This window comes from Streptomyces exfoliatus, from assembly GCF_000725545.1.
Classification (GTDB): domain Bacteria; phylum Actinomycetota; class Actinomycetes; order Streptomycetales; family Streptomycetaceae; genus Streptomyces; species Streptomyces exfoliatus.
This window is the reverse complement of the sequence record NZ_JNZP01000015.1, coordinates 268206-292825: the sequence shown is the minus strand read 5'-3', so window position 1 is coordinate 292825 and position 24620 is coordinate 268206. Positions and strand designations below refer to the sequence as shown.

General features: G+C 69.8%; 18 protein-coding genes and 1 pseudogene. 11 read left to right on the top strand and 8 right to left on the bottom strand.

Annotated features, from left to right (window positions below):
* Nucleotides 1-38: 38 nt before the first annotated feature.
* The 5 genes from IO20_RS0119105 to IO20_RS0119085 all read right to left on the bottom strand — a co-directional run bounded on the left by IO20_RS0119105 (nucleotide 39) and on the right by IO20_RS0119085 (nucleotide 6259).
* Nucleotides 39-1121, bottom strand: a complete 1083-nt coding sequence (locus IO20_RS0119105; RefSeq protein ID WP_078946046.1) for a PAC2 family protein — start codon at nucleotides 1119-1121, stop codon at nucleotides 39-41.
* Between the two features lie 188 nt (nucleotides 1122-1309).
* Nucleotides 1310-2914: a glycerol-3-phosphate dehydrogenase/oxidase gene (locus tag IO20_RS0119100; RefSeq protein ID WP_030551634.1), complete on the bottom strand. Its 1605-nt coding sequence runs from the start codon at nucleotides 2912-2914 to the stop codon at nucleotides 1310-1312.
* Between the two features lie 6 nt (nucleotides 2915-2920).
* Nucleotides 2921-4447 carry a glycerol kinase GlpK gene (glpK, locus tag IO20_RS0119095; protein WP_030551636.1) on the bottom strand — a complete coding sequence of 509 codons (1527 nt, stop codon included), beginning with the start codon at nucleotides 4445-4447 and terminating at the stop codon, nucleotides 2921-2923.
* A 35-nt stretch (nucleotides 4448-4482) separates the two neighbouring features.
* On the bottom strand, nucleotides 4483-5241 hold the full coding sequence (locus tag IO20_RS0119090; RefSeq protein ID WP_030551637.1) for an MIP/aquaporin family protein: 759 nt from the start codon (nucleotides 5239-5241) through the stop codon (nucleotides 4483-4485).
* A 253-nt stretch (nucleotides 5242-5494) separates the two neighbouring features.
* Entirely contained in the window at nucleotides 5495-6259 is a 765-nt protein-coding gene (locus IO20_RS0119085; RefSeq protein ID WP_030218268.1) for an IclR family transcriptional regulator, read from the bottom strand.
* 243 nt (nucleotides 6260-6502) lie between these two features.
* Here IO20_RS0119085 and IO20_RS36710 point away from each other — a divergent pair.
* From IO20_RS36710 to IO20_RS0119065, 4 genes and pseudogenes are all read left to right on the top strand, one after another.
* Nucleotides 6503-9929: pseudogene (locus tag IO20_RS36710) on the top strand (homocysteine S-methyltransferase family protein).
* 128 nt (nucleotides 9930-10057) lie between these two features.
* Entirely contained in the window at nucleotides 10058-10756 is a 699-nt protein-coding gene (locus IO20_RS0119075; RefSeq protein WP_030551639.1) for an HAD family hydrolase, read from the top strand.
* A 472-nt stretch (nucleotides 10757-11228) separates the two neighbouring features.
* Nucleotides 11229-12818 (top strand): ABC transporter substrate-binding protein, encoded by a 1590-nt coding sequence (locus IO20_RS0119070; protein WP_030551640.1) that lies wholly within the window; start codon nucleotides 11229-11231, stop codon nucleotides 12816-12818.
* An 86-nt stretch (nucleotides 12819-12904) separates the two neighbouring features.
* Complete coding sequence (locus tag IO20_RS0119065; protein ID WP_030551641.1) at nucleotides 12905-14485, top strand: ABC transporter substrate-binding protein; 1581 nt, start codon at nucleotides 12905-12907, stop codon at nucleotides 14483-14485.
* Between the two features lie 104 nt (nucleotides 14486-14589).
* Here IO20_RS0119065 and IO20_RS0119060 read toward each other — a convergent pair whose 3' ends face one another.
* Both IO20_RS0119060 and IO20_RS0119055 read right to left on the bottom strand, forming a co-directional pair.
* Nucleotides 14590-15264, bottom strand: a complete 675-nt coding sequence (locus IO20_RS0119060) for a response regulator (RefSeq protein WP_030220416.1) — start codon at nucleotides 15262-15264, stop codon at nucleotides 14590-14592.
* A gap of 43 nt (nucleotides 15265-15307) precedes the next feature.
* Nucleotides 15308-16210, bottom strand: coding sequence for a RecB family exonuclease (locus IO20_RS0119055; protein WP_245684979.1), 903 nt, complete (start codon nucleotides 16208-16210; stop codon nucleotides 15308-15310).
* A 181-nt stretch (nucleotides 16211-16391) separates the two neighbouring features.
* Between IO20_RS0119055 and IO20_RS0119050 the strand changes: the two genes are divergently transcribed.
* From IO20_RS0119050 to IO20_RS0119040, 3 genes are all read left to right on the top strand, one after another.
* A complete protein-coding gene (locus IO20_RS0119050) occupies nucleotides 16392-17525 on the top strand; it encodes a site-2 protease family protein (protein ID WP_245684985.1) in 1134 nt (377 codons plus the stop codon).
* 18 nt (nucleotides 17526-17543) lie between these two features.
* Nucleotides 17544-18431, top strand: coding sequence for a tRNA (adenine-N1)-methyltransferase (locus tag IO20_RS0119045; protein WP_015032448.1), 888 nt, complete (start codon nucleotides 17544-17546; stop codon nucleotides 18429-18431).
* Between the two features lie 171 nt (nucleotides 18432-18602).
* The gene (locus tag IO20_RS0119040) at nucleotides 18603-19181 is read left to right on the top strand and encodes a hypothetical protein (RefSeq protein ID WP_030551650.1); all 579 of its coding nucleotides are present in this window, start codon (nucleotides 18603-18605) and stop codon (nucleotides 19179-19181) included.
* Between the two features lie 3 nt (nucleotides 19182-19184).
* Here the strand turns inward: IO20_RS0119040 and IO20_RS0119035 are convergent, their stop codons facing one another.
* On the bottom strand, nucleotides 19185-19496 hold the full coding sequence (locus IO20_RS0119035) for a ferredoxin (RefSeq protein WP_030551652.1): 312 nt from the start codon (nucleotides 19494-19496) through the stop codon (nucleotides 19185-19187).
* A gap of 253 nt (nucleotides 19497-19749) precedes the next feature.
* Between IO20_RS0119035 and arc the strand changes: the two genes are divergently transcribed.
* From arc to prcB, 4 genes are all read left to right on the top strand, one after another.
* On the top strand, nucleotides 19750-21516 hold the full coding sequence (gene arc / locus IO20_RS0119030) for a proteasome ATPase (RefSeq protein ID WP_030220400.1): 1767 nt from the start codon (nucleotides 19750-19752) through the stop codon (nucleotides 21514-21516).
* Nucleotides 21517-21697: 181 nt separating this feature from the next.
* Nucleotides 21698-23209 (top strand): depupylase/deamidase Dop, encoded by a 1512-nt coding sequence (gene dop, locus IO20_RS0119025; RefSeq protein WP_030551654.1) that lies wholly within the window; start codon nucleotides 21698-21700, stop codon nucleotides 23207-23209.
* Nucleotides 23210-23369: 160 nt separating this feature from the next.
* Complete coding sequence (locus tag IO20_RS0119020; protein WP_030213091.1) at nucleotides 23370-23582, top strand: ubiquitin-like protein Pup; 213 nt, start codon at nucleotides 23370-23372, stop codon at nucleotides 23580-23582.
* Nucleotides 23583-23743: 161 nt separating this feature from the next.
* Nucleotides 23744-24583 carry a proteasome subunit beta gene (gene prcB / locus IO20_RS0119015; protein ID WP_030551656.1) on the top strand — a complete coding sequence of 280 codons (840 nt, stop codon included), beginning with the start codon at nucleotides 23744-23746 and terminating at the stop codon, nucleotides 24581-24583.
* Nucleotides 24584-24620 lie beyond the last annotated feature (37 nt).

Genomic DNA, 24620 nt, shown 5'->3' with positions numbered 1-24620 from the left:
GTACGGGAGGGGCGGTCGCGCCACCCCTCCCGTACCGCTCACTCCTCGGAGTCGTCGCCCGCGCCCTCACCGGGCGGCTCGGGCCCCTCGGGCCCGTCGCCTCCGTCGGCGTCGCGCGGGGCCTCCTTCGCCGGACCCGCCTCGGGCGCCGCCTCCGCGCCCGGCACGGCCTCCGGGCCCGGCTGCTCCGGCTTCGGCGGCCTCGTCCGGCCGCTGCCGGGGTCCCGCAGGAACGCCGTGTCGCCGCCCTCCGTCGCCAGGCCCGGACCAGGGCCCGAACCCGGCTCACGCCGCCGCAGATACCGCTCGAACTCGCGGGCGATGGCCTCGCCCGAGGCCTCCGGAAGCTCGGCCGTGTCCCGGGCCTCCTCGAGGGTCTGCACGTACTCGGCCACCTCGCTGTCCTCGGCGGCCAGCTGGTCCACGCCCAGCTGCCAGGCCCGCGCGTCCTCGGGCAGCTCGCCCAGCGGGATGCGCAGCCCGATCAGATCCTCCAGGCGGTTGAGGAGCGCGAGCGTCGCCTTCGGGTTCGGCGGCTGGGACACGTAGTGCGGCACCGCCGCCCACAGGCTCACCGCGGGCACGCCCGCGTGCGTGCACGCCTCCTGGAGGATGCCGACGATGCCCGTGGGGCCCTCGTACCGGGTCTCCTCCAGATCCATCGTCCGCGCGAGGTCCGGGTCGGACGTCACCCCGCTGACCGGCACCGGCCGGGTGTGCGGGGTGTCCCCGAGCAGCGCGCCCAGGATGACGACCATCTCCACACCCAGCTCGTGGGCGAAGGCGAGGATCTCGTTGCAGAAGGAGCGCCAGCGCATCGACGGCTCGATCCCGCGCACCAGCACCAGGTCGCGGGGCTTGTCGCCGCCGACCCTGACCACGGAGAGCCGGGTCGTCGGCCAGGTGATCTTCCGTACGCCGTTGTCCAGGAAAACCGTGGGCCGGTTGACCTGGAAGTCGTAGTAGTCCTCGGCGTCGAGCGCCGCGAACACCTCGCCCTTCCATTCCCGGTCCAGATGGGCGACCGCGGTGGAGGCGGCGTCGCCGGCGTCGTTCCAGCCTTCGAACGCGGCCACCATGACCGGGTCGATCAGCTCGGGTACCCCCTCGAGCTCGATCACCCAGCGCCTCCTTTTCGAAGTTCCTGTCGTACGGACCAACCTTACGGCTTCCCGGAGGTCCGTCCGCAGCCCCCGGACACCCCCGAAAACCCGTGCGGCCTTGATCGACTACCCAGGAACCCGGCTCCGCACACGGCACGCGAGAGGGGCGGTTCCTCCCCGAGGAACCGCCCCTGACCCGAAGGAAGTTACTTCCCGAGCATCGACTCGACGCCGGCGCGGACCTCGTCCGTCGCGAGACCGCGGATGGTCAGCGTCGTACGGCGGCGCAGCACGTCGTCCGCCGTCTCGGCCCACTCGTGGTCGCGGGCGTAGGCGACCTGCGCCCAGATCTCCGGCGCGTCCGGGTGGACACGGCGGGCGAGCTCCGGGTTCTCGTTCGCCATGCGGGCGATGTCGAAGGCGAGCGAACCGTAGTGCGTCGCCAGGTGCTTGGCGGTGTCGGCGGCCATCCGCGGACCGGGCGCGGGACCGTCGACGAGCAGCCGGTGCGCGACCGCGTTCGGGTTGGCGATGCCGGGCAGCGGAAGCCGCTTCGGCAGCGTCGACACCGACTCGTAGTCCTCGCCCAGCGGGTGGCCGGGGAGCTGTTCCAGCTTCCGCATCACCGTACGGCCGATGTGGCGGAAGGTCGTCCACTTGCCGCCGGCCACCGACAGCATGCCGCCGCGGCCCTCGGTGACGACCGTCTCGCGCTTGGCCTTGGAGGTGTCGCCGGGGCCGCCCGGAAGCACCCGGAGACCGGCGAAGGAGTAGGTGATCAGGTCGCGCGACAGCTGCTGGTCACGGATGGAGAAGGCGGCCTCGTCCAGGATCTGGGCGGTGTCCTTCTCGGTGACCTCGACCTGGCCGGGGTCGCCCTCGTACTCCTCGTCGGTGGTGCCGAGCAGGAGCATGTCCTCCCAGGGGAGGGCGAAGGTGATGCGGTACTTGTCGATCGGGGTGGCCAGGGCGGCCTTCCACGGCGAGGTCCGCTTGAGGACCAGGTGCGCGCCCTTGGAGAGGCGGATGGAGGGGGCCGCGTTGGGGTCCTCCATCTTGCGCAGGTGGTCGACCCACGGGCCGGTGGCGTTGAGCACGAGACGGGCGGTGACGCCGAACTCGTCGCCGCTGGTGCGGTCCTTGAGCTCGGCGCCGGTGACCCGGCCGCGGGTGAAGCGGAGCCCGGTGACCTCGGCGTGGTTGAGGACGGTGGCTCCGGCGTCGACCGCGGCGCGGACCGTCATCAGGGCCATGCGGGCGTCGTTCATCTGGTCGTCGCCGTAGACGGCCACGGCCTTCAGGTTGTCCGTGCGCAGCTCCGGCACGTCCTGCGCGGCCTTGGCGGGGGAGAGCAGGTGCCCGACGCCGTCACCGAAGGCCGAGAGGGCGGAGTACGCGAAGACACCGGCACCCAGCTTGGCCGCGCCGTGCGGGCCGCCCTTGTAGACGGGCAGGTAGAAGGTGAGGGGGTTGGCGAGGTGCGGTGCCACCTGGCGGGAGACCGCACGCCGCTCGAAGTGGTTCTCCGCCACCAGCTTGACCGCGCCGGTCTGCAGGTAGCGCAGACCGCCGTGGAGGAGCTTCGAGGAGGCGGAGGAGGTGGCGCCGGCGAAGTCGCCGGCGTCCACCAGGGCCACCCGCAGGCCCGACTGCGCGGCGTGCCAGGCGGTGGAGATGCCCAGGATGCCGCCGCCGATCACCAGGAGGTCGTACGTCGCCTTGGAAAGCCGGTCCCGGGTCTCGGCGCGGCTCGGGAGGGAGCCGGAAGCCGGGTGCGTCCCGAGGGCGGGGACGCTCTGCAGGGTGGTCATGTCGATCTACTCCTCGTCCTCGATCCAGCCCATGGTCCGCTCCACGGCCTTGAGCCAGCTCTTGTACTCGCTGTCACGCCTGTCGGCGTCCATGCGAGGGGTCCATTCCGCGGCGCGGCGCCAGTTGGCGCGCAGCGCGTCGGTGTCCGGCCAGAAGCCGACGGCCAGGCCGGCGGCGTAGGCGGCGCCGAGGCAGGTGGTCTCGGCGACCATCGGACGCACGACAGGCGCGTCCAGGAAGTCCGAGAGGGTCTGCATCAGCAGGTTGTTGGAGGTCATGCCGCCGTCGACCTTGAGCGCGGTCAGCTCGACGCCGGAGTCCTTCGTCATGGCGTCGGTGATCTCGCGGGTCTGCCAGGCGGTGGCCTCCAGGACGGCGCGGGCGATGTGCGCCTTGGTGACGTACCGGGTGAGGCCGGCGATCACGCCGCGGGCGTCGGAGCGCCAGTACGGGGCGAAGAGACCGGAGAAGGCCGGCACGAAGTAGGCGCCGCCGTTGTCCTCGACCGAGGACGCGAGGGTCTCGATCTCGGCGGCCGACTTGATCAGGCCCATCTGGTCGCGCATCCACTGCACCAGCGAACCGGTGACGGCGATCGAGCCCTCCAGGGCGTAGACCGGCTTCTCCTCGCCGATCTGGTAGCCGACCGTGGTCAGCAGGCCGCTGTAGGAGTTGATGATCTTGTCGCCGGTGTTCATCAGCATGAAGGTGCCGGTGCCGTACGTCGACTTCGCCTCGCCCTCGGCGAAGCAGGTCTGGCCGAACAGGGCGGCCTGCTGGTCGCCGAGCGCCGAGGCGACCGGGACACCGGCGAGGACGCCGTCCTTGACGTGGCCGTAGACCTCGGCGGAGGACCTGATCTCCGGGAGGACGTTGAGCGGGACGCCCATGGACTCGGCGATCTTCTCGTCCCAGGCCAGGGTGTGGAGGTTCATCAGCATGGTGCGCGAGGCGTTGGTGACGTCGGTGACGTGCACGCCGCCGTCGGCGCCGCCGGTGAGGTTCCAGATGACCCAGGAGTCCATGGTGCCGAAGAGGATGTCGCCGGCCTCGGCGCGCTCCCGCAGGCCCTCGACGTTGTCGAGCATCCAGCGGATCTTCGGTCCCGCGAAGTAGCTGGCCAGCGGCAGGCCGGTCTCGCGGCGGAAGCGGTCCTGGCCGACGTTGCGGCCGAGCTCCTTGCAGAGGGCGTCGGTGCGGGTGTCCTGCCAGACGAGGGCGTTGTGGACGGGCTCACCGGTGTTCTTGTCCCAGAGCAGCGTGGTCTCGCGCTGGTTGGTGATGCCGATGGCCTTGACGTCCGAGGCGGCGATGCCGCCCTTCGACAGGGCGCCGGCCACGACCTCCTGGACGTTGGTCCAGATCTCGGCGGCGTCGTGCTCGACCCAACCCGGCTTCGGGAAGATCTGCTCGTGCTCCTTCTGGTCGACCGAGACGATCCGGCCGTCCTTGTCGAAGACGATGCAGCGGGACGACGTGGTGCCCTGGTCGATGGCCGCGATGAACGGGCCGGAGGTGTGTGCGTCGGTCACGGTGTGCTCCAAGGGAAGTCTGGGAGAAGGACGGCTCAGGCGAACGCGATGTTGTAGATACCCGCGGCGATGGCGCCACCGATCAGCGGTCCGGCGACCGGGATCCAGGCGTAGCTCCAGTCGGAGCCGCCCTTGTTCGGCAGCGGCAGCAGGGCGTGCACGATGCGCGGACCGAGGTCACGGGCCGGGTTGATCGCGTAGCCGGTGGGGCCGCCGAGCGAGAGGCCGATCGAGACCACCACGAACGCGGTGATCAGGGCGCCTATGACGCCGAGACCCTTGCCGCTGTCGTTGAGGCCCTGGGTGAGCACGGCCAGGACGAGCACGACGGTGCCGATGATCTCGGTGGCCAGGTTCTGCCAGGTGTTCCGGATCTCGGGTCCTGTGGAGAAGACGCCGAGCACCGGGCCGGGGCCCTCGACCGGCTTCTTCGCGGCGGCCTCGGGGTCGGTGAGGTGGGCCTGGAACTGGCCGTAGTAGGCCACCCAGACCAGTGCCGCACCGATCATCGCGCCGAGTATCTGGCCAGCGATGTAGACGGGGACGTCGTCCCACGTCCCGTCCTTGATCGCGATTCCGACCGTGACGGCGGGGTTCAGATGGGCGCCCGAGAGGGAAGCCGTCATGTAGACGGCCGTCATCACGGCGAAGCCCCACCCGAAGGTGATCGCGAGCCAGCCCGCGTTGCGGGCCTTGGAGCCCTTGAGCGTGACGGCGGCACACACACCGCCGCCGAGCAGAATGAGAACGGCGGTACCGATGGTCTCGCCGAGGAAGATGTCGGAGCTGGACACCCGCGACTCCTTTGTCCTTCGTCCAGGGGAAGGCGAACCCCGGGTCCCTCCGGTGGTCCGCACCCTCGTGTGAGGGCGTTACCGGCCCTTGGCACTGCCACACTCTAACGCCTATTGCCGTCAAGTGTTCGGCATTGCCGACCGATGCACGGAAGTTTTGCCCCCAGGTGAACAGCGCGTCAAGGGCTCCGGATGCGAAAAACCCGCCGATAACGCGATCGTTACCGGCGGGTTCAGGCTGTCGGGCCCAGGCTCAGAAGCGCCGGGCCCCCAGGTCCCGGGACACCGCGCGGGCGCAGTCCCGCACCGCCGCCACCAGCTCCGGACGCAGCTCGCCGTTCGGGCAGAGCCGCTCCACGGCGCCCGTGACCGCCACGGCGCCCACCGGCATCCGGCGCCGGTCGTGGATGGGCGCCGCCACCGAGGCCACGCCGTCCCACGTCTCCTCCACGTCCGCCGCCCAGCCCCGTGCCCGCGTCAGGTCCAGCAGCGACTCGAAGTCCGTCAGCTCCGTGGTCGTACGGGGCGTGAACGCCTCCCGCTCGACCTCCACCACCTCGCTGTGCGCCACCGGGTCGTACGCCGAGAGGACCTTGCCCAGTGCTGTGGAGTGAAGCGGCTGCATGGCCCCCACCTCCAGGACCTGCCGGCTGTCGTCCGGCCGGAAGACGTGGTGGACGATCAGCACGCCCTGCAGGTGCAGCACCCCCAGGTGCACGCTCTCGCCGCTGGACCGGGCCAGGTCGTCCGTCCAGACGAGGGCCCGCGCGCGCAGCTCGTGCACGTCCAGATAGCTGTTGCCGAGCCGCAGCAGCTCCGCGCCGAGCTGGTAGCGGCCCGAGGTCGCCTCCTGCTCCACGAAGCCCTCCGCCTGGAGGGTGCGCAGGATGCCGTGGGCGGTGCCCTTGGCGAGCCCCAGCGAGGACGCGATGTCCGACAGGCCGAGCCGGCGCTCGCCGCCGGCGAGCAGTCGCAGCATGGCCGCCGCTCGTTCAAGCGACTGGATGTTCTTCGCCATCGCCCGGCCCTTCTCCCTCTCACGTTGTTCGACAATGCTGAACACTATCGGTCGATGTCGACCTTGCGTCACACCTGACAGTGTCGGGCAAGAACGGGCCGGACCGGGAGTCCCCGCACACAGGATGCCGTCCGGCCTGTGGGACGCCGTGTCCACCCCAAGGCGAGCGCGGTTACGCTGGCCCCGTGCACCCTCCTCCGAAGGTGCAAAGCCGACAGCCGTCGCACCCCTGGGAGCTCATCCATGGCCTCGTTGCCGACCCCTTCCGCCGATATCCGGACCCGTGCCGCAGCCCTCCGTGAGGCGCTGGCGAGCCGCGTCGTCGTCGCCGACGGCGCCATGGGCACCATGCTCCAGGCGCAGGACCCCACGCTCGAGGACTTCCAGAACCTCGAAGGATGCAACGAGATCCTGAACGTCACCCGGCCGGACATCGTCCGCTCGGTGCACCGGGAGTACTTCGAGGCCGGCGTCGACTGCGTCGAGACCAACACCTTCGGCTCCAACCATTCGGCGGCGGGCGAGTACGACATCGCCGACCGGATCTTCGAGCTGTCCGAGGCCGGCGCCCGGATCGCCCGCGAGGTCGCCGACGAGTTCGGCGCCCGGGACGGCCGCCAGCGCTGGGTGCTCGGCTCGATCGGCCCCGGCACCAAGCTGCCGTCGCTCGGCCACATCGGGTACGGCGTCCTGCGCGACGGCTACCAGCAGAACGCCGAGGGCCTGCTCGCCGGCGGCGCCGACGCCCTGATCGTCGAGACCACCCAGGACCTGCTGCAGACCAAGGCCAGCCTCATCGGCGCCCGCCGCGCGATGGAAGCCGTCGGGCTCGACGTACCCCTGATCTGTTCGCTCGCCTTCGAGACCACGGGCGTCATGCTGCTCGGCTCCGAGATCGGCGCGGCGCTGACCGCCCTCGAGCCCCTCGGCATCGACCTGATCGGCCTGAACTGCTCCACCGGCCCGGCCGAGATGAGCGAGCACCTGCGCTACCTCGCCCGCCACTCCCGTACGCCGCTCATGTGCATGCCGAACGCCGGCCTGCCCATCCTGACCAAGGACGGCGCCTACTTCCCGCTCACGGCGCCCGAGATGGCCGACGCGCAGGAGAACTTCGTCCGCGACTACGGCCTCTCGCTGGTCGGCGGCTGCTGCGGCTCGACCCCCGAGCACCTGCGCCAGGTCGTCGAACGCGTCCAGGGCCTCACCCCCGGCGCGCGCGACCCGCGCCCGGAGCCCGGCGCCGCCTCGCTCTACCAGACCGTGCCGTTCCGCCAGGACACCGCGTACATGGCAATCGGCGAGCGCACGAACGCCAACGGCTCGAAGAAGTTCCGCGAGGCCATGCTCGAAGGCCGCTGGGACGACTGCGTCGAGATGGCCCGCGACCAGATCCGCGAGGGCGCGCACATGCTCGACCTGTGTGTCGACTACGTGGGCCGCGACGGCGTCGCCGACATGGAGGAGCTCGCCGGCCGCTTCGCGACCGCCTCCACGCTGCCCATCGTCCTGGACTCCACCGAGGTGGACGTCCTGCGGGCCGGCCTGGAGAAGCTCGGCGGCCGGGCCGTCATCAACTCCGTCAACTACGAGGACGGCGACGGCCCCGAGTCCCGCTTCGCCAAGGTCACCCGCCTGGCCCAGGAGCACGGCGCCGCGCTCATCGCCCTCACCATCGACGAGGAGGGCCAGGCCCGGACCGCCGAGCACAAGGTGGCCATCGCCGAGCGGCTCATCGAGGACCTCACCGGCAACTGGGGCATCCACGAGTCCGACATCCTCATCGACACCCTGACCTTCACGATCTGCACCGGCCAGGAGGAGTCGCGGAAGGACGGCATCGCCACCATCGAGGCGATCCGCGAGCTGAAGCGCCGCCGCCCGGACGTCCAGACCACGCTCGGCCTCTCCAACATCTCCTTCGGTCTGAACCCGGCCGCCCGCATCCTCCTCAACTCCGTCTTCCTCGACGAGTGCGTCAAGGCGGGCCTGGACTCGGCGATCGTCCACGCCTCGAAGATCCTGCCCATCGCCCGTTTCGACGACGAGCAGGTCACCACCGCCCTCGACCTGATCTACGACCGGCGCTCCGAGGGCTACGACCCGCTGCAGAAGCTGATGGCCCTGTTCGAGGGCGTCAACACCAAGTCGATGAAGGCCGGCAAGACCGAGGAGCTCCTCGCCCTGCCGCTGGACGAGCGGCTGAAGCGCCGGATCGTCGACGGCGAGAAGAACGGTCTGGAGGCCGACCTCGACGAGGCGCTGACGCTCCGGCCCGCGCTGGAGATCGTCAACGAGATCCTGCTCGACGGCATGAAGACCGTGGGCGAGCTGTTCGGCTCCGGCCAGATGCAGCTGCCGTTCGTGCTGCAGTCCGCCGAGGTCATGAAGACGGCCGTCGCCTACCTCGAACCGCACATGGAGAAGTCGGACCAACAACGGCTACAACGTCGTCAACATCGGCATCAAGCAGCCGGTCTCCGCGATCCTCGAAGCCGCCGAGGAGCACCGCGCCGACGTCATCGGCATGTCCGGTCTCCTCGTGAAGTCCACCGTGATCATGAAGGAGAACCTGGAGGAGCTGAACCAGCGCGAGCTGGCCGCCAAGTACCCCGTGATCCTCGGCGGCGCCGCCCTCACCAGGGCGTACGTCGAACAGGACCTGTACGAGATCTACCAGGGCGAGGTCCGCTACGCCCGCGACGCCTTCGAGGGCCTGCGCCTCATGGACGCCCTCGTCTCCGTCAAGCGCGGCGTCCCCGGAGCCGTACTCCCCGAGCTCAAGCAGCGCCGGGTCCCGAAGCAGGACACCGCCGCCCTCCAGGTCGCCGAGCCGGAGCCCGGCGGGCGCTCCGACGTCGCCACCGACAACCCGGTGCCCACCCCGCCGTTCTGGGGCACCCGGGTCGTCAAGGGCATCCCGCTGAAGGACTACGCGTCCTGGCTCGACGAAGGCGCCCTGTTCAAGGGCCAGTGGGGCCTCAAGCAGAACCGGACCGGCGACGGACCCACGTACGAGGAGCTCGTCGAGACCGAGGGCCGGCCGCGGCTGCGCGGCTGGCTGGACAAGCTCCACACGGAGAACCTGCTCGAGGCGGCCGTCGTCCACGGCTACTTCCCCTGCGTCTCCAAGGGCGACGACCTGATCATCCTGGACGAGGCGGGCAACGAGCGGACCCGCTTCACCTTCCCGCGCCAGCGCCGCGGCCGCCGCCTCTGCCTCGCGGACTTCTTCCGCCCGGAGGAGTCCGGCGAGACCGATGTCGTCGGCCTCCAGGTCGTCACCGTCGGCTCGAAGATCGGCGAGGCCACGGCCAAGCTCTTCGAGTCCGACTCCTACCGCGACTACCTGGAGCTGCACGGCCTCTCCGTGCAGCTGGCCGAGGCCCTCGCCGAGTACTGGCACGCCCGGGTCCGCGCCGAGCTGGGCTTCGCGGGCGAGGACCCGGCCCACGTCCAGGACATGTTCGACCTCAAGTACCGCGGTGCGCGCTTCTCCCTCGGCTACGGCGCCTGCCCCGACCTGGAGGACCGCGCGAAGATCGCGGAGCTGCTGGGCCCGGAGCGCATCGGTGTGCACCTGTCGGAGGAGTTCCAGCTCCACCCCGAGCAGTCCACCGACGCCATCGTGATCCATCACCCTGAGGCGAAGTACTTCAACGCCAGGTGACCGTCCCGGGGTAAATCCCCGCGTCCGCGATGATCGGGACGTACACTTGTCGGTCCAGTGCAGGCCGGTCCTCCTCCCCGTACCGGGGAGGGGGGCCGGCCTTCTCGTCCCTCCATGGAGGTGTCCGGATGACCAGTACGGTCCCCGCGTCCCTGTTCCGTACGAACGGAAGCTCCGCCCTGCAGGCGGTCTTCCTCGACATGGACGGCACCCTCGTCGACACGGAGGGCTTCTGGTGGGACGCGGAGGTGGAGGTCTTCGCCGACCTCGGGCACCGGCTGGACGAGGCCTGGCGGGACGTCGTCGTCGGCGGCCCGATGACCCGCAGCGCGGGCTATCTCATCGAGTCCACCGGCGCCGACATCACCCTGGCCGAACTGACCGTCCTGCTCAACGAGAAGTTCGAGCGGCGCATCGACCGGGGAGTGCCGCTGATGCCGGGAGCCGAGCGGCTCCTCGCCGAACTGGCCCGGCACTCCATCCCCACCGCCCTGGTCTCCGCCTCGCACCGGCGGATCATCGACCGGGTCCTCGACTCGCTCGGCCGTGACCGCTTCACCCTCACCGTCGCCGGGGACGAGGTCACCCGGACCAAGCCGCATCCCGAGCCCTATCTGACCGCCGCCCGCGGGGTCGGGGCCGACCCGGCGCTGTGCGCCGTCATCGAGGACACGGCGACCGGTGTGGCGGCCGCGGAGGCGGCCGGCTGCCGGGTCGTCGCGGTGCCCTCCGTCGCCCCCATCGCGGCCTCTCCCGGCCGGGTCGTCGTGCGTTCCCTCGAAGAGGTCGACGTGCCCTTTCTCCGCACGTTGATCACCGGGATCTGAGGTTTCTCTGAGCTTTCCCGGCGGAATGCGCTTTCGCCGTACGGAAAGCGCCGCGGCCATTCCCCGAAAAGGCCTCTGCGTGACCTTGGTCACCCAGAGTGCCTGACGGTGGGTGGCCCTTCTTGTGTCCGCGCCCGAAAACATCGGGTTTCGGCGCCCCAAGTGTCCCGATTGGCTCTACGCCGTCCGCATCATCCACCGCATGACTATCGAGCCCCCCGCATCCATGATCACTGTGCGATTACCCCCAGGGGCACCCGTGGTCAGGCAATAGCGGCGCCGCCCACTAATCTTTCGCGAGTACTTCGCCGCATAACCGCGTGCACCGGCGCACACCCAAGTCGCCGTGAACAGCCGCGAACACAGGACCGATCGCAACACCCGGCCCGATCGCTCCCGCCCCGACCGGGCGGCCGGCGGCGGAGTTCCACTGACCGCTGTATCCCAGTGCCGGATGAGGAGATCGTCCCTGATGAACCGCAAGACCCTGGTGCTCCCGGCCGCGGCCGGACTGCTCGTCCCCCTGCTCGCCGCCTGCGGCGGAGCCGAGGAGGACGGAGCGATCGTCGTCGGCACCACGGACCAGTTCATCGCCACCGCGGACGCCCCCGCCCCGTTCGACCCCGCCTTCGCCTACGACACCGGCGCGTGGAACATCCTGCGGCAGACCGTCCAGACCCTGATGCACGTGCCCCACGGCGGCGGCGAGCCCGTCCCCGAGGCCGCCCAGAGCTGCGGGTTCTCCGACAAGGCCAGCGAGAGCTACCGCTGCAAGCTCCGCTCCGGCCTCACCTTCGCCGACGGCACCCCGATCACCGCCGAGGACGTCAAGTACTCCGTCGACCGGGTCCTGAAGATCAAGTCGGACAACGGCACGGCCGCCCTCCTCTCGAACGTCGACACCGTCGAGACCAAGGGCACCGACGAGGTGATCTTCCACCTGAAGACCCCCGACGCCACCTTCCCGTACAAGCTCTCCACCCCGGTCGCCGGCATCCTCAGCAAGGACAAGTACGCCGCCGACAAGCTCCGCGACGGCTTCGACGTCGACGGCTCCGGGCCGTACACCATGAAGGTCGAGCGCGAGGGCGAGAAGGCCACCCGCTTCGTCTTCACCAAGAACCCGGCCTACAAGGGCGACATCACCCTGCGCAACGACAAGGTCGTCCTGCGCCCCTACGCCGACGCGAGCACCATGGGCCAGGCCCTGGAGAGCGACGACATCGACATGATGGCCCGCTCCCTGTCGCAGCAGCAGGTCAGGAACCTCACCGAGAAGCCCAAGGAGGGCATCGAGATGATCGAGGTCCCGGGCCTGGAGATCCGCTACCTCGGCTTCAACACCAAGGCCCCCGCCGTCGAGGAGAAGGCCGTCCGCCAGGCCATGGCCGCCGTCGTCGACCGCGGCGCCCTCGTCAACTCGGTCTACGGCCCCACCGCCGAGCCCCTGTACTCGCTGATCCCCTCCAGCATCACCGGCCACGCCACCCCGTTCTTCGACGAGTACGGCGAGCCCGACCGCGCCCGGGCCGCCAAGCTCCTCAAGGACGCGGGCGTCGAGACGCCGGTCAAGGTGACCCTGAACTACACCACCGACCACTACGGCGCCGAGACCGCCCAGGAGTTCGAGGCGCTCAAGAAGCAGCTCGACGCCACCGAGCTCTTCGACACCACCGTCCGGGGCGCCGAGTGGTCCACGTTCCGCACCGCCCAGAAGCGCGGCGACTACGCCGTCTACGGCCTCGGCTGGTTCCCGGACTACCCGGACCCGGACAACTACATCGCGCCGTTCCTGGACAGCGACAACTTCCTCAACACCCCGTACGTGAACAAGGTCGTCCGCGACCAGCTCATCCCGCGCTCGCGCCGCCAGGCCGACCGCACCGCCGCGAGCCCCGTCTTCAACCAGATCCAGAAGATCGTCGCCGAGGACGTGCCCGTCCTGCCGCTGTGGCAGGGCAAGCAGTACGTCGCCGCGCGCACCGAGCTCAACGGAGTCGAGAACGCCCTCAACACGTCCTCGGACCTCCTGCTCTGGGAACTGGGCCGCGGCACCGCATAACACCGCATGACCCCGTCGACAGGATCGGTTACACCGGCCGCGCACCGCGCGCGGCCGGCCTGACAAGAGATCACGAGGCACGTTCTGTGAAGACGCACAACAAGTGGCTGACGGCCCCGCTCGCCGCCGGCCTGGCCGCCGCCCTCCTCAGCGGCTGCGGCACCGAACAGGGCGGAGCCGGAGGCTCCGGCAACGGCGTACGCGTCGGCATGTCCGACGAGATCCTCGCCACCGACCCGGCGGCCGGCTACGACCCCGGCTCCTGGCTGCTGTTCAACAACGTCTTCCAGTCCCTGCTCGCCTTCCCCAAGGGCGGCTCCGAGCCCGAGCCCGAGGCCGCCGACAAGTGCGGCTTCTCCGCGGGCAGCACCGTGTACACCTGCACCCTGCGCGACGGCCTCACCTTCTCCAACGGCAACAAGCTCACGTCGGAGGACGTCAAGTACTCCTTCGACCGGGCCCTCAAGATCGCCGACCCGGCCGGCCCCGCGCCGCTGCTCTCCACCATCGAGAAGATCGAGACCCCGGACGAGCGGACCGTCGTCTTTCGGCTCAAGGTCCCGGACGCCACCTTCCCCAGCAAGATCGCCTCCGGCGCCGGCTCCATCGTCGACCACCGCGAGTACCCGGCCGACGCGCTCCGCACCGACGGCAAGGCCACCGGCTCGGGCCCGTACAAGCTGGACTCCCTCAGCGACACCGAGGCCACCTTCTCCGCCAACTCCGGCTACCAGGGCACCGCACGCCACAAGAACGACGCCGTCACCCTCAAGCTCTACCGCGGTGACCGCTCCGCCCTCTCCAAGGCCCTCACCGACGGACAGATAGACGTCGCCTACCGAGGCCTCTCCGCCGACGACATCTCCGCCCTCGAGAACTCCGCCACGACCGGCGACCGGGGCATCGAGGTCACCCAGGGCAGCAGCGCCGAGGTCCAGCACCTGGTCTTCAACATGAAGGACCCGGTCGCCGGCAAGCTCGGCGTACGCAAGGCCATCGCCCACCTCGTCGACCGCGAAGCCCTCGTCGAAGGCGTCTACAAGTCGACGGCCACCCCGCTCTACTCGATCGTCCCGGCCGGCATCGCCGGACACAACACCGCCTTCTTCGACACCTACGGCACCCCCGACAAGGCGAAGGCGAAGAAGGCCCTGCGCGCGGCCGGCATCACCGACAAGGTGAAGCTCACCCTCTGGTCCACCCCCAGCCGCTACGGCCCCGCCACCGACCAGGAGCTCAAGGCCATCGCCGGCCAGCTCAACGCGAGCGGCCTGTTCGACGCCGACGTCAAGTCCGTCGCGTACGACCAGTACGAGAAGGACATCGCGGCCGGCAAGTACGGCGTCTACGTCAAGGGCTGGGTCCCCGACTACCCCGACGCCGACAACTTCACCGCCCCCTTCTTCGGCGAGGGCAACGTCGTCGGCAACCACTACGACAACGCCACCATCACCGGCAGCCTCCTCCCGAAGACGGCAGCCGTCGCCGACCGCGCCGCCACCGCCGACGAGTACGGGAAGCTCCAGGACCTCGTCGCCGAGGAGCTCCCCCTGCTGCCGCTCTGGCAGGGCAAGCAGTACGCCGTCGCCCGCGACGACGTCACCGGCCTCGAATGGACCCTCGACGCCTCGACCGTCTTCCGCTTCTGGGAGATCCGCAAGGGCTGACCGTCCCACGACGGCACGGGACACACGGCACGAGACACGACAGAGGGGCCCGGCGCGCACCGCGCACGGGCCCCTCGCGTCGTCGCCGGTCCCGGCGGAACCGGCTACTGGCCGGCGCCCGGCCGCACCAGACCGCTCTCGTACGCGTACACCGCGGCCTGCACCCGGTCCCGCAGCCCCAGCTTCGTCAGCACATGACCCACGTGCGTCTTCACCGTCGTCTCGCTGACGAACAGGTCCGCCGCGATCTCCGCGTTCGACAGGCCCCGCGCCACCAGCTTCAGGACCTCCACCTCACGGTCCGTCAGGCTGTTCAGCGCGTCCGGCATCCGCTCCTCGCCCGTCGGCAGATGCGCCGAGTACTTGTCGAGCAGCCGGCGCGTGATCGAGGGGGCCAGCATCGCCTCACCGGCCGCGACCACCCGGATCGCCTGCACCAGCTCGTTCGCCGGGGCGTCCTTCAGGAGGAAACCACTCGCCCCCGCCCGCAGTGCCTCCACCACGTACTCGTCGAGGTCGAAGGTCGTCAGGACCAGCACCTTCGCCGGACCGTCCCGGCCGGGACCGGTGATCTGCCGGGTCGCCTCCACCCCGTCCATCCGCGGCATCCGGATGTCCATCAGCACCACGTCCGGCTGCAGCGCCCGCACCTGATCCTGCGCCTGGAGACCGTCCCCGGCCTCACCCACCACCGCGATGTCCCCCTCCGCCTCCAGAATCATCCGGAAGCCGGTGCGCAACAGCGGCTGATCGTCGACCAAGAGGACGCGGATCGTCACAAGGGCTCCTTCACGGGACCTGGGCTCACGAGGTACGCCGGCACTACGGTGCCGGCGGGACCGGGTCCATTCTGCCCTGCCCCGATTCGCCCGACTCCGGCGGGCGCGCGGCAACGATCTTCAGCGGATAGACCGGGGGAGTCCCACCGAACTCCGGGCACACCGCCTGGTGGTCACACCAGCCGCACAGCTTCGTCGGACGCGGCCGCCAGTCACCCGACTCCGTCGCCAGCCGGATCGCCTCCCACAGAGCGAGCAGCTTCCGCTCCACCCGCAGCAGGTCCGCCTCCACCGGGTCGTACGTCAGCACCTCCCCGCTGCCGAGATAGACCAGCTGCAGCCGCCGCGGGATCACCTGCCGCAGCCGCCACACCACCAGGGCGTAGAACGTCATCTGGAACAGCGCGCCGTCGCGGTACTCCGGCCGCGGCGCCTTGCCCGTCTTGTAGTCGACGATCCGCACGTCACCCGAAGGCGTCACGTCGATCCGGTCGATCACCCCGCGCAGCCGCAGCCCCGAGTCCAGCTCCGTCTCCACGAACAGCTCACGCTCGGCCGGCTCCAGACGCGTCGGGTCCTCCAGCGTGAACCACCGCTCGACCAGCCGCTCCGCCTCACCCAGCCAGCCCGCGAGCCGCTCACCCTCCGGATCCTCCGCGAACAGCTCACCCAGCTCCGGCTTCGACTCCAGCAGCCGGTCCCACTGCCCCGGAACCATCGCCCGCGCCCGCGGAGCCGTCCGCTCCACCGCCGGATCGTCGAAGAGCCGCTCGAGCACCGCGTGCACCAGCGTGCCCCGCGTCGCCGCCGCACTCGGCTTCTCCGGCAGCCGGTCGATCACCCGGAACCGGTACAGCAGCGGACACTGCATGAAATCGCTCGCCCGCGACGGCGACAACGACATGGGCGCCCGGGGCTCCGCCGGCACCTGCTCGCTCGTACTCATGACGAAGACCCTACGACCCGCCACCGACAACGGGCGGAATACCATCGACCCGGGACCCCGTCGCACTGCATGATCGAGATGTGACGCAACCGACGTGGGTCACGCCCCGCGACGAGAGGAACCCGTGAACCAGGACGAGCCCAAGCCGCAGCGGACCGAGGAGCCCGGCGGCGGGATCCTCATGGGCCGCCCCTTCGGTGTGCCCGTCTACGTCGCCCCCAGCTGGTTCCTGGTCGCCGCCCTCATCACCTGGGTCTTCGGCGACCAGATCGAACGCGTCCTGCCCGAACTGGGCGCCGCACGCTACCTCGTCTCCCTCTTCTTCGCCGTCGCCTTCTACGCCTCCGTGCTCGTCCACGAACTGGCCCACACCATCGCCGCGCTCCGCTTCAAACTCCCGGTGCGCCGCATCCAGCTCCAGTTCTTCGGCGGCGTCTCCGAGATCGAGAAGGAGACCGAGACCCCCGGCCGCGAGTTCGTCCTCGCCTTCGTCGGCCCCCTCCTCTCCCTCGTCCTCGCCGGCGTGTTCTATCTCTCCCTGTACGCCGTGGAGCCCGGCACCGTCCCCGGCGTCCTCCTCGCCGGCCTGATGATCTCCAACCTCATCGTCGCGATCTTCAACCTGCTCCCCGGCCTGCCGCTCGACGGCGGCCGCATGCTCCGCGCCGTCGTCTGGAAGATCACCGGCAAGCCCATGAGCGGCACCATCGCCGCCGCCTGGGTCGGCCGCTTCCTCGCCGTCCTCGTCCTCGTCGGCCTGCCCCTGCTCACCCGCACCGGCCTGCTCGGCAACTCCACCGACGACATCAGCGGCCTCGACACCGTCACCGACGCCCTGCTCGCCGCCATCCTCGCCGCCATCATCTGGACCGGCGCCGGCAACAGCCTCCGCATGGCCCGGCTGCGCGAGCACCTCCCCGAGCTGCGCGCCCGCAGCCTCACCCGCCGCGCCATCCCCGTCGAACCCACCACCCCCCTGTCCGAGGCCCTCCGCCGGGCCAACGAGGCCGGCGCCCGCGCGCTCGTCGTCGTCGACGGCAGCGGCGACCCCACCGGCATCGTCCGCGAGGTCGCCATCGCCGCCGTACCCCAGCACCGCCGGCCCTGGGTCGCCGTCAGCACCCTCGCCCAGGACCTCACCGACGGCATGCGCGTCCCCGCCGAACTCACGGGACAGCCCCTCCTCGACCACCTCCGCGCCAGCCCGGCCACCGAGTACCTGGTCGTCGAGGAGACAGGCGAGATCTACGGCGTCCTCGCCACCACCGACGTGGAACGTGCCTTCGTCAAGGCCATGGCACGACCCTCTTCGTAATCCCGGTACTCTGTTCGCATGTCCGAACCGACCGGTGCCGCCCGCCGACGCGGGCCCTTCAAGGTCGGGGACCAGGTTCAGCTGACCGACCCCAAGGGCCGTCACTACACGTTCACGCTCGAAGAGGGAAAGAACTTCCACACCCACAAGGGTTCTTTCCCGCACGACGAACTGATCGGCGCCCCCGAGGGCAGCGTTGTCCGCACCACCGGAAACGTCGCCTACCTCGCGCTGCGCCCCCTGCTCCCCGACTACGTCCTGTCCATGCCCCGCGGCGCCGCCGTGGTCTACCCCAAGGACGCGGGGCAGATCCTGGCCTTCGCCGACATCTTCCCCGGCGCACGTGTCGTGGAAGCCGGAGTGGGCTCGGGATCGCTCAGCAGCTTCCTCCTGCGCGCCATCGGAGACAGCGGCATGCTGCACTCCTACGAGCGCCGCGAGGACTTCGCCGAGATCGCCAAGGGCAACGTCGAGCGCTACTTCGGCGGCCCCCACCCCGCGTGGCAGCTCACCGTCGGCGACCTCCAGGACAACCTGTCCGACACCGACGTCGACCGCGTCATCCTGGACATGCTCGCCCCCTGGGAGTGCCTGGAGGCCGTCTCCAAGGCCCTGGTCCCCGGCGGCATCCTCTGCTGCTACGTGGCCACCACCACGCAGCTCGCGCGCACCGTGGAATCCATCCGCGAGTTCGGCTGCTACGCCGAGCCGCAGCCCTGGGAATCCATGATCCGCAACTGGCACGTCGAGGGCCTCGCCGTCCGCCCCGATCACCGCATGATCGGCCACACCGGCTTCCTCGTCACGGCCCGTCGCCTCGCCGACGGCGTCGAGCCGCCGATGCGCCGCCGCCGCCCCGCCAAGGGCGCGTACGGCGAGGACTACGAAGGCCCCAACAAGGGCTGACGTCCCGACACCCACGGCGCGCCGTCGCCGAGTTCCCCGCCCATGGCGGGGAACTCGGCGACGGCGCCCTCATGTTCCGGGCGCCACCGGCCGACCCCGGCTGTTCCGTCTCCCTGTGACGTGTGGCACGATGCCCGAAAACCACCGTGCCACCCACAGGAGACGTCTCGCGTGCAGCCCTCCGCCGCCCCGGAACTCGCGGACCTCGCACACACCCTCGCCCGGCCGGCCCACTGGCTGGCCACCGCCACCGCGACCGCCGCGGTCGTCGCCCTCGCGGGCCTCCTCCAGCCCGGCCCCGCCGGAGCGAGCGCGGCCCCCGCCACCGCCCCACGTCCCGCACCCGCCCCCGAGGCCGCCGGAGCGGACTACCCCGTGGACTGCGCGGGAGGTCCCAGCACGGTCGCTAAGCGGGTCTCCGGAGATCTCGACGGGGACGGAAACCCCGAGACCGTTGCGGTCGTGCACTGCGAAGCCGGCTCCGGAACGCCGCCGAGCGGCGTCTACGTCCTCACCCGCGGCAAGGCGAAGGGCGCACCCGCGCGCGTGGTGGCCACCCTCGTCGAACCCGGAGAGCACAAGAACGTCACCGAGCTCGCCGTACGCGACGGAGCGGTCCTCGCCACCCTGCTCGGCTACTCGTCCCTCGACGTGCCCCGCTGCTGCCCCGACGAGAAGGAGCAGGTCAGCTGGCGCTGGCAGGGTGGCGCCTTCGTACGCGCCGGGCAGGCCGACGCGTACGGCGCCTGACCTCTACTCCGCGTCGGGGCCGTACACCTCGACCCGATCCGCGACCCGGCGGACATGGATGCAGTCGCCCGGGCACTCCTTCGCGGAGTCCACGACGTCCTGGAGCAGGGTCAGCGGCACCGGCGTCGTCGCGCCGGCGTCCTGGAGCAGCTCGTCCTCGGGGCTCTTCACATAAGCGAGCCCGTCGATGTCCAGCTCGAAGACCTCGGGGGCGTACTGCACGCAGATCCCGTCCCCGGTGCACAGGTCCTGGTCGATCCAGACCTCCAGCGCCTCTTCGGCGCCCGTGGAAGGGGCCTCGTGCTGCACGGTCATATTCTCGCCGCTCCCGCTTCTCGTTCTGCTTCTCGCCGGTAAGTCGGGCCCCCTCCGAAGGGTGTTGGCCCATGACGACGATACAACCGCCCGCTTTCAAGCGGTGAAGGGTGGGTATTCCCTCTGGCAAGAGGGGAAGCGCAAGGGTGAAGATCGGACACACCACGGAGTCTTTTTGATCTAGGGGTTTCAATCATCACCCACGCAGGTAGGGTCAGGAAGCGTCCAGCTCCCCCTGGAGGAGGTGAGGACCGTGGCAGCCCACGACGACGACATCAACCGCGGCATCCGGCCCGGGCGAGGGTCTGAGGACCCCGCCGGACAGGTTGCCTATCTCGAGCAGGAAATCGCCGTCCTGCGCCGCAAGCTCGCCGACTCTCCGCGACACACGAGGATTCTCGAAGAGCGGATCGTCGAGCTGCAGACCAACCTGGCCGGCGTGTCCGCGCAGAACGAACGACTCGCGAACACGCTCCGTGAGGCCCGCGACCAGATCGTGGCCCTCAAGGAAGAGGTCGACCGGCTCGCACAGCCGCCGGCCGGCTTCGGTGTCTTCCTGCAGGCGAACGAGGACGGCACGTGCGACATCTTCACCGGGGGCCGCAAGCTCCGGGTGAACGTCAGCCCGAGCATCGAGCTCGACGAGCTCAAGCGCGGCCAGGAAGTCATGCTCAACGAAGCGCTCAACGTGGTCGAGGCCATGGAGTACGAGCGCGCCGGGGACATCGTCACCCTCAAGGAGATCCTCGAGGACGGCGAGCGCGCCCTGGTGGTCGGGCACACCGACGAGGAGCGGGTGGTGAGGCTCGCCGAGCCTCTGATGGACGTCACCATCCGCGCCGGCGACGCCCTGCTGCTCGACTCCAGGTCCGGCTACGTGTACGAGGTGGTCCCGAAGAGCGAGGTCGAGGAGCTCGTCCTCGAAGAGGTGCCGGACGTCGACTACGACAAGATCGGCGGTCTGGGCGGCCAGATCGAGATGATCCGCGACGCGGTCGAGCTCCCCTACCTCTACCCGGACCTCTTCAAGGAGCACGAACTGCGGCCGCCCAAGGGCATCCTGCTCTACGGGCCGCCCGGCTGCGGCAAGACGCTGATCGCGAAGGCCGTGGCCAACTCCCTGGCCAAGAAGGTCGCCGAGGTCACCGGCCAGCCCGCGGGGAAGTCCTACTTCCTCAACATCAAGGGTCCCGAGCTCCTCAACAAGTACGTCGGCGAGACCGAGCGGCACATCCGCCTCGTCTTCCAGCGTGCCCGCGAGAAGGCGAGTGAGGGCACCCCCGTCATCGTCTTCTTCGACGAGATGGAATCCCTCTTCCGCACCCGCGGCTCCGGTGTCAGCTCGGACGTGGAGAACACCATCGTCCCGCAGCTGCTCGCCGAGATCGACGGTGTGGAGGGCCTGGAGAACGTCATCGTCATCGGCGCCTCCAACCGCGAGGACATGATCGACCCCGCGATCCTGCGCCCCGGCCGGCTCGACGTCAAGATCAAGATCGAGCGTCCGGACGCGGAGGCCGCGAAGGACATCTTCGCGAAGTACCTCACGGCCACCCTGCCGCTGCACACCGACGACATCTCGGAGCACAGTGGTTCCAAGGCCGCCGCCGCCCACGGAATGATCCAGTCCGTCGTCGAGCAGATGTACGCCGAATCCGAGGAGAACCGCTTCCTCGAAGTCACGTACGCCAACGGCGACAAGGAAGTCCTCTACTTCAAGGACTTCAACTCCGGCGCGATGATCCAGAACATCGTCGACCGGGCCAAGAAGATGGCCATCAAGGCCTTCCTCGACCACAACCAGAAGGGCATCCGCGTCTCCCACCTCCTCCAGGCCTGCGTGGACGAGTTCAAGGAGAACGAGGACCTGCCCAACACCACCAACCCCGACGACTGGGCCCGCATCTCCGGAAAGAAGGGCGAGCGGATCGTGTTCATCCGCACGCTCGTCACCGGAAAGCAGGGCGCGGACACCGGACGGTCCATCGACACGGTGGCCAATACCGGTCAGTACCTGTAAAACGCCCACCGGCTGCGGATGCCCGGAAACCGGGTATCCGCAGCCGACGCATTCCATCCAGCATTTCCCCCGGCATCACAGGGAAATACGCGACAGATCTCCCCACCAGCGCGGAGCCGCTCTAGGCTCATCGGTACCGCCGAGTCGCGCACAGTGAGCGCCGCCGGGCAAGGAGGGCCGCATGACCGTACGGCGAGTAATGGGCATCGAGACGGAGTACGGGATCTCCGTCCCGGGACATCCGAACGCCAATGCCATGCTCACCTCGTCCCAGATCGTCAACGCCTACGCGGCGGCGATGCACCGGGCGCGCCGCGCCCGCTGGGACTTCGAGGAGGAGAACCCGCTGCGGGACGCCCGCGGCTTCGACCTCGCCCGCGAGGCCGCCGACTCCAGCCAGCTCACCGACGAGGACATCGGCCTCGCCAACGTCATCCTCACCAACGGCGCCCGCCTCTACGTGGACCACGCCCACCCCGAGTACAGCTCGCCCGAGGTCACCAACCCGCGCGACGCCGTCCTCTGGGACAAGGCCGGCGAGCGGATCATGGCGGAGGCCGCCGAGCGGGCCGCCCAGCTCCCCGGGGCGCAGCCCATCCACCTCTACAAGAACAACACCGACAACAAGGGCGCCTCCTACGGCACGCACGAGAACTACCTGATGAAGCGGGAGACCCCCTTCTCGGACATCGTGCGCCACCTCACCCCCTTCTTCGTCTCCCGCCAGGTCGTGACCGGCGCGGGCCGGGTCGGCATCGGCCAGGACGGACGCGCGGACGGCTTCCAGATCAGCCAGCGCGCCGACTACTTCGAGGTCGAGGTGGGTCTGGAGACCACCCTCAAGCGGCCCATCATCAACACCAGGGACGAGCCGCACGCCGACGCCGAGAGGTACCGCCGGCTGCACGTGATCATCGGTGACGCGAACCTCTCCGAGATCTCGACCTATCTCAAGCTCGGCACCACCGCGCTGGTCCTGTCGATGATCGAGGACGGGTTCATCACCGTCGACCTGGCCGTCGACCAGCCCGTGCGCACACTCCACCAGGTCTCCCACGACCCGACGCTCCAGTACCTCGTCACGCTCCGCAGCGGCCGGACACTCACGGCCGTGCAGCTTCAGATGGAGTACTTCGAGCTGGCCAGGAAGTACGTGGAGGAGCGGTACGGCTCGGACGCGGACGAGCAGACCAAGGACGTCCTGATCCGCTGGGAGGACACCCTCAACCGGCTCGAGAACGACCCCATGAGCCTGGCCGGCGAGCTCGACTGGATCGCCAAGAGGGAGCTCATGGAGGGCTACCGGCGGCGGGACGGCCTGGACTGGGACGCGCCACGGCTGCATCTCGTGGACCTCCAGTACGCGGACGTGCGCCCCGAGAAGGGCCTGTACAACCGTTTGGCGGCCCGCGGGCGCATGAAGCGGCTCCTGGACGAGTCCGACGTGGAGCGGGCCGAGACGGCGCCCCCCGAGGACACCAGGGCCTACTTCCGCGGCCGCTGCCTGGAGCAGTACGCCGACGACGTCGCCGCGGCCTCCTGGGACTCGGTGATCTTCGACCTGCCCGGCCGGGACTCGCTCCAGCGCGTACCGACCCTGGAGCCGCTGCGGGGCACGAAGGAGCACGTCAAGGCGCTCCTGGACCGCTGCCGCACGGCCGAGGAGCTGGTGCGCGTGCTCTCCGGCGGCTGATCGGGGGCCCGGCACGGGCCTGAAATGCCCCGGCACTGGGAATCATGGAAACAGTGCCCGGGCGTTGTGGAAACTGCGGGGCCGAAATCAGACCCGACCGATAGGGTCTGATCTTGTACGGACTCAACCGAGCGGGCCGATTTCGAGCGGGGTGAGGGATATGGCGACCAAGGACACCGGCGGCGGACAGCAGAAGGCGACGCGTTCCACGGAGGAGGTCGAGGAGACCACCACGGAGGCGAGCTCCGACCTCCAGGAGCGCCAGGAGAAGCTGAGCGAGGACGTGGACTCCGTTCTGGACGAGATCGACGACGTACTCGAGGAGAACGCCGAGGACTTCGTGCGGTCCTTCGTCCAGAAGGGCGGCGAGTAGCCGCCTCGCGCACCTGTCGTCCTCCGTCCCCGGAGCCCGGAACAAAGCCGTGGCTCCGGGGACGGATGACAAGCGGTGGCACGGGTAAGGTCCGTGCACAGCATCCAAGATCGGCCGGCGCTTCCCACGGCTGGCCGACTCTCCCACCCGGAAGGAATCGCGTGGAAGCCAACCCTCGTAGCACCGGGCGTCTGCCGGCGGCCTTCCTGACGCCGGGCTCGTCCTCGTTCCTCGACTTCCTGGCGGCGCACTCGCCGGAGATGCTTCCCGGCGGACGGAAGCTGCCGGAGGGGGTCGTCGAGGCCCCGCACGGCACCACCATCGTGGCGGCCACCTTCCCCGGCGGGGTCGTCCTCGCCGGTGACCGGCGGGCCACCATGGGCAACATGATCGCGCAGCGGGACATCGAGAAGGTCTTCCCGGCCGACGAGTTCTCCGCCGTCGGCATCGCCGGCACCGCCGGTCTCGCCGTGGAGATGGTCAAGCTCTTCCAGCTGGAGCTGGAGCACTTCGAGAAGGTGGAGGGCGCGACGCTCTCCCTGGAAGGCAAGGCGAACCGTCTCTCCACCATGATCCGCGGCAACCTCGGCATGGCCATGCAGGGGCTCGCCGTCGTACCGCTCTTCGCGGGCTGGGACGAGAGCAAGGAGAAGGGCCGGATCTTCTCCTACGACGTGACCGGCGGCCGCTCCGAGGAGCACGGCTTCGCCGCCACCGGCTCCGGCTCGATCTTCGCGCGCGGGTCGATGAAGAAGCTCTACCGGGCCGACCTCGACGAGCAGCAGGCCACGACCCTGGTCGTGCAGGCGCTGTACGACGCGGCGGACGACGATTCGGCGACCGGCGGCCCCGACATGGCCCGCCGGATCTTCCCGATCGTCACCGTCATCACCGAGGAGGGTTTCCGCAGGCTCAGCGAGGAAGAGTCCTCCGGGCTCGCCCGGTCGGTCACCGAGCGGCGCCTCGAGCAGCCCGACGGGCCGCGCGCCGCCCTGCTCTGACCACTCGTCGCCCTGTAGAAGCCCAGAAGAAAGGGAC

Bases quoted from the DNA above. Each gene is read 5' to 3' on its own strand.
- IO20_RS0119055 (WP_245684979.1), bottom strand. From the start codon at position 16,210: ATGAGTACGAGCGAGCAGGTGCCGGCGGAGCCCCGGGCGCCCATGTCG.
- IO20_RS0119070 (WP_030551640.1), top strand. From the start codon at position 11,229: ATGAACCGCAAGACCCTGGTGCTCCCGGCCGCGGCCGGACTGCTCGTC.
- IO20_RS0119075 (WP_030551639.1), top strand. From the start codon at position 10,058: ATGACCAGTACGGTCCCCGCGTCCCTGTTCCGTACGAACGGAAGCTCC.
- IO20_RS0119045 (WP_015032448.1), top strand. From the start codon at position 17,544: ATGTCCGAACCGACCGGTGCCGCCCGCCGACGCGGGCCCTTCAAGGTC.
- IO20_RS0119050 (WP_245684985.1), top strand. From the start codon at position 16,392: ATGGGCCGCCCCTTCGGTGTGCCCGTCTACGTCGCCCCCAGCTGGTTC.
- IO20_RS0119085 (WP_030218268.1), bottom strand. From the start codon at position 6,259: ATGGCGAAGAACATCCAGTCGCTTGAACGAGCGGCGGCCATGCTGCGA.
- IO20_RS0119035 (WP_030551652.1), bottom strand. From the start codon at position 19,496: ATGACCGTGCAGCACGAGGCCCCTTCCACGGGCGCCGAAGAGGCGCTG.
- IO20_RS0119100 (WP_030551634.1), bottom strand. From the start codon at position 2,914: ATGACCACCCTGCAGAGCGTCCCCGCCCTCGGGACGCACCCGGCTTCC.
- dop (WP_030551654.1), top strand. From the start codon at position 21,698: ATGACCGTACGGCGAGTAATGGGCATCGAGACGGAGTACGGGATCTCC.
- IO20_RS0119020 (WP_030213091.1), top strand. From the start codon at position 23,370: ATGGCGACCAAGGACACCGGCGGCGGACAGCAGAAGGCGACGCGTTCC.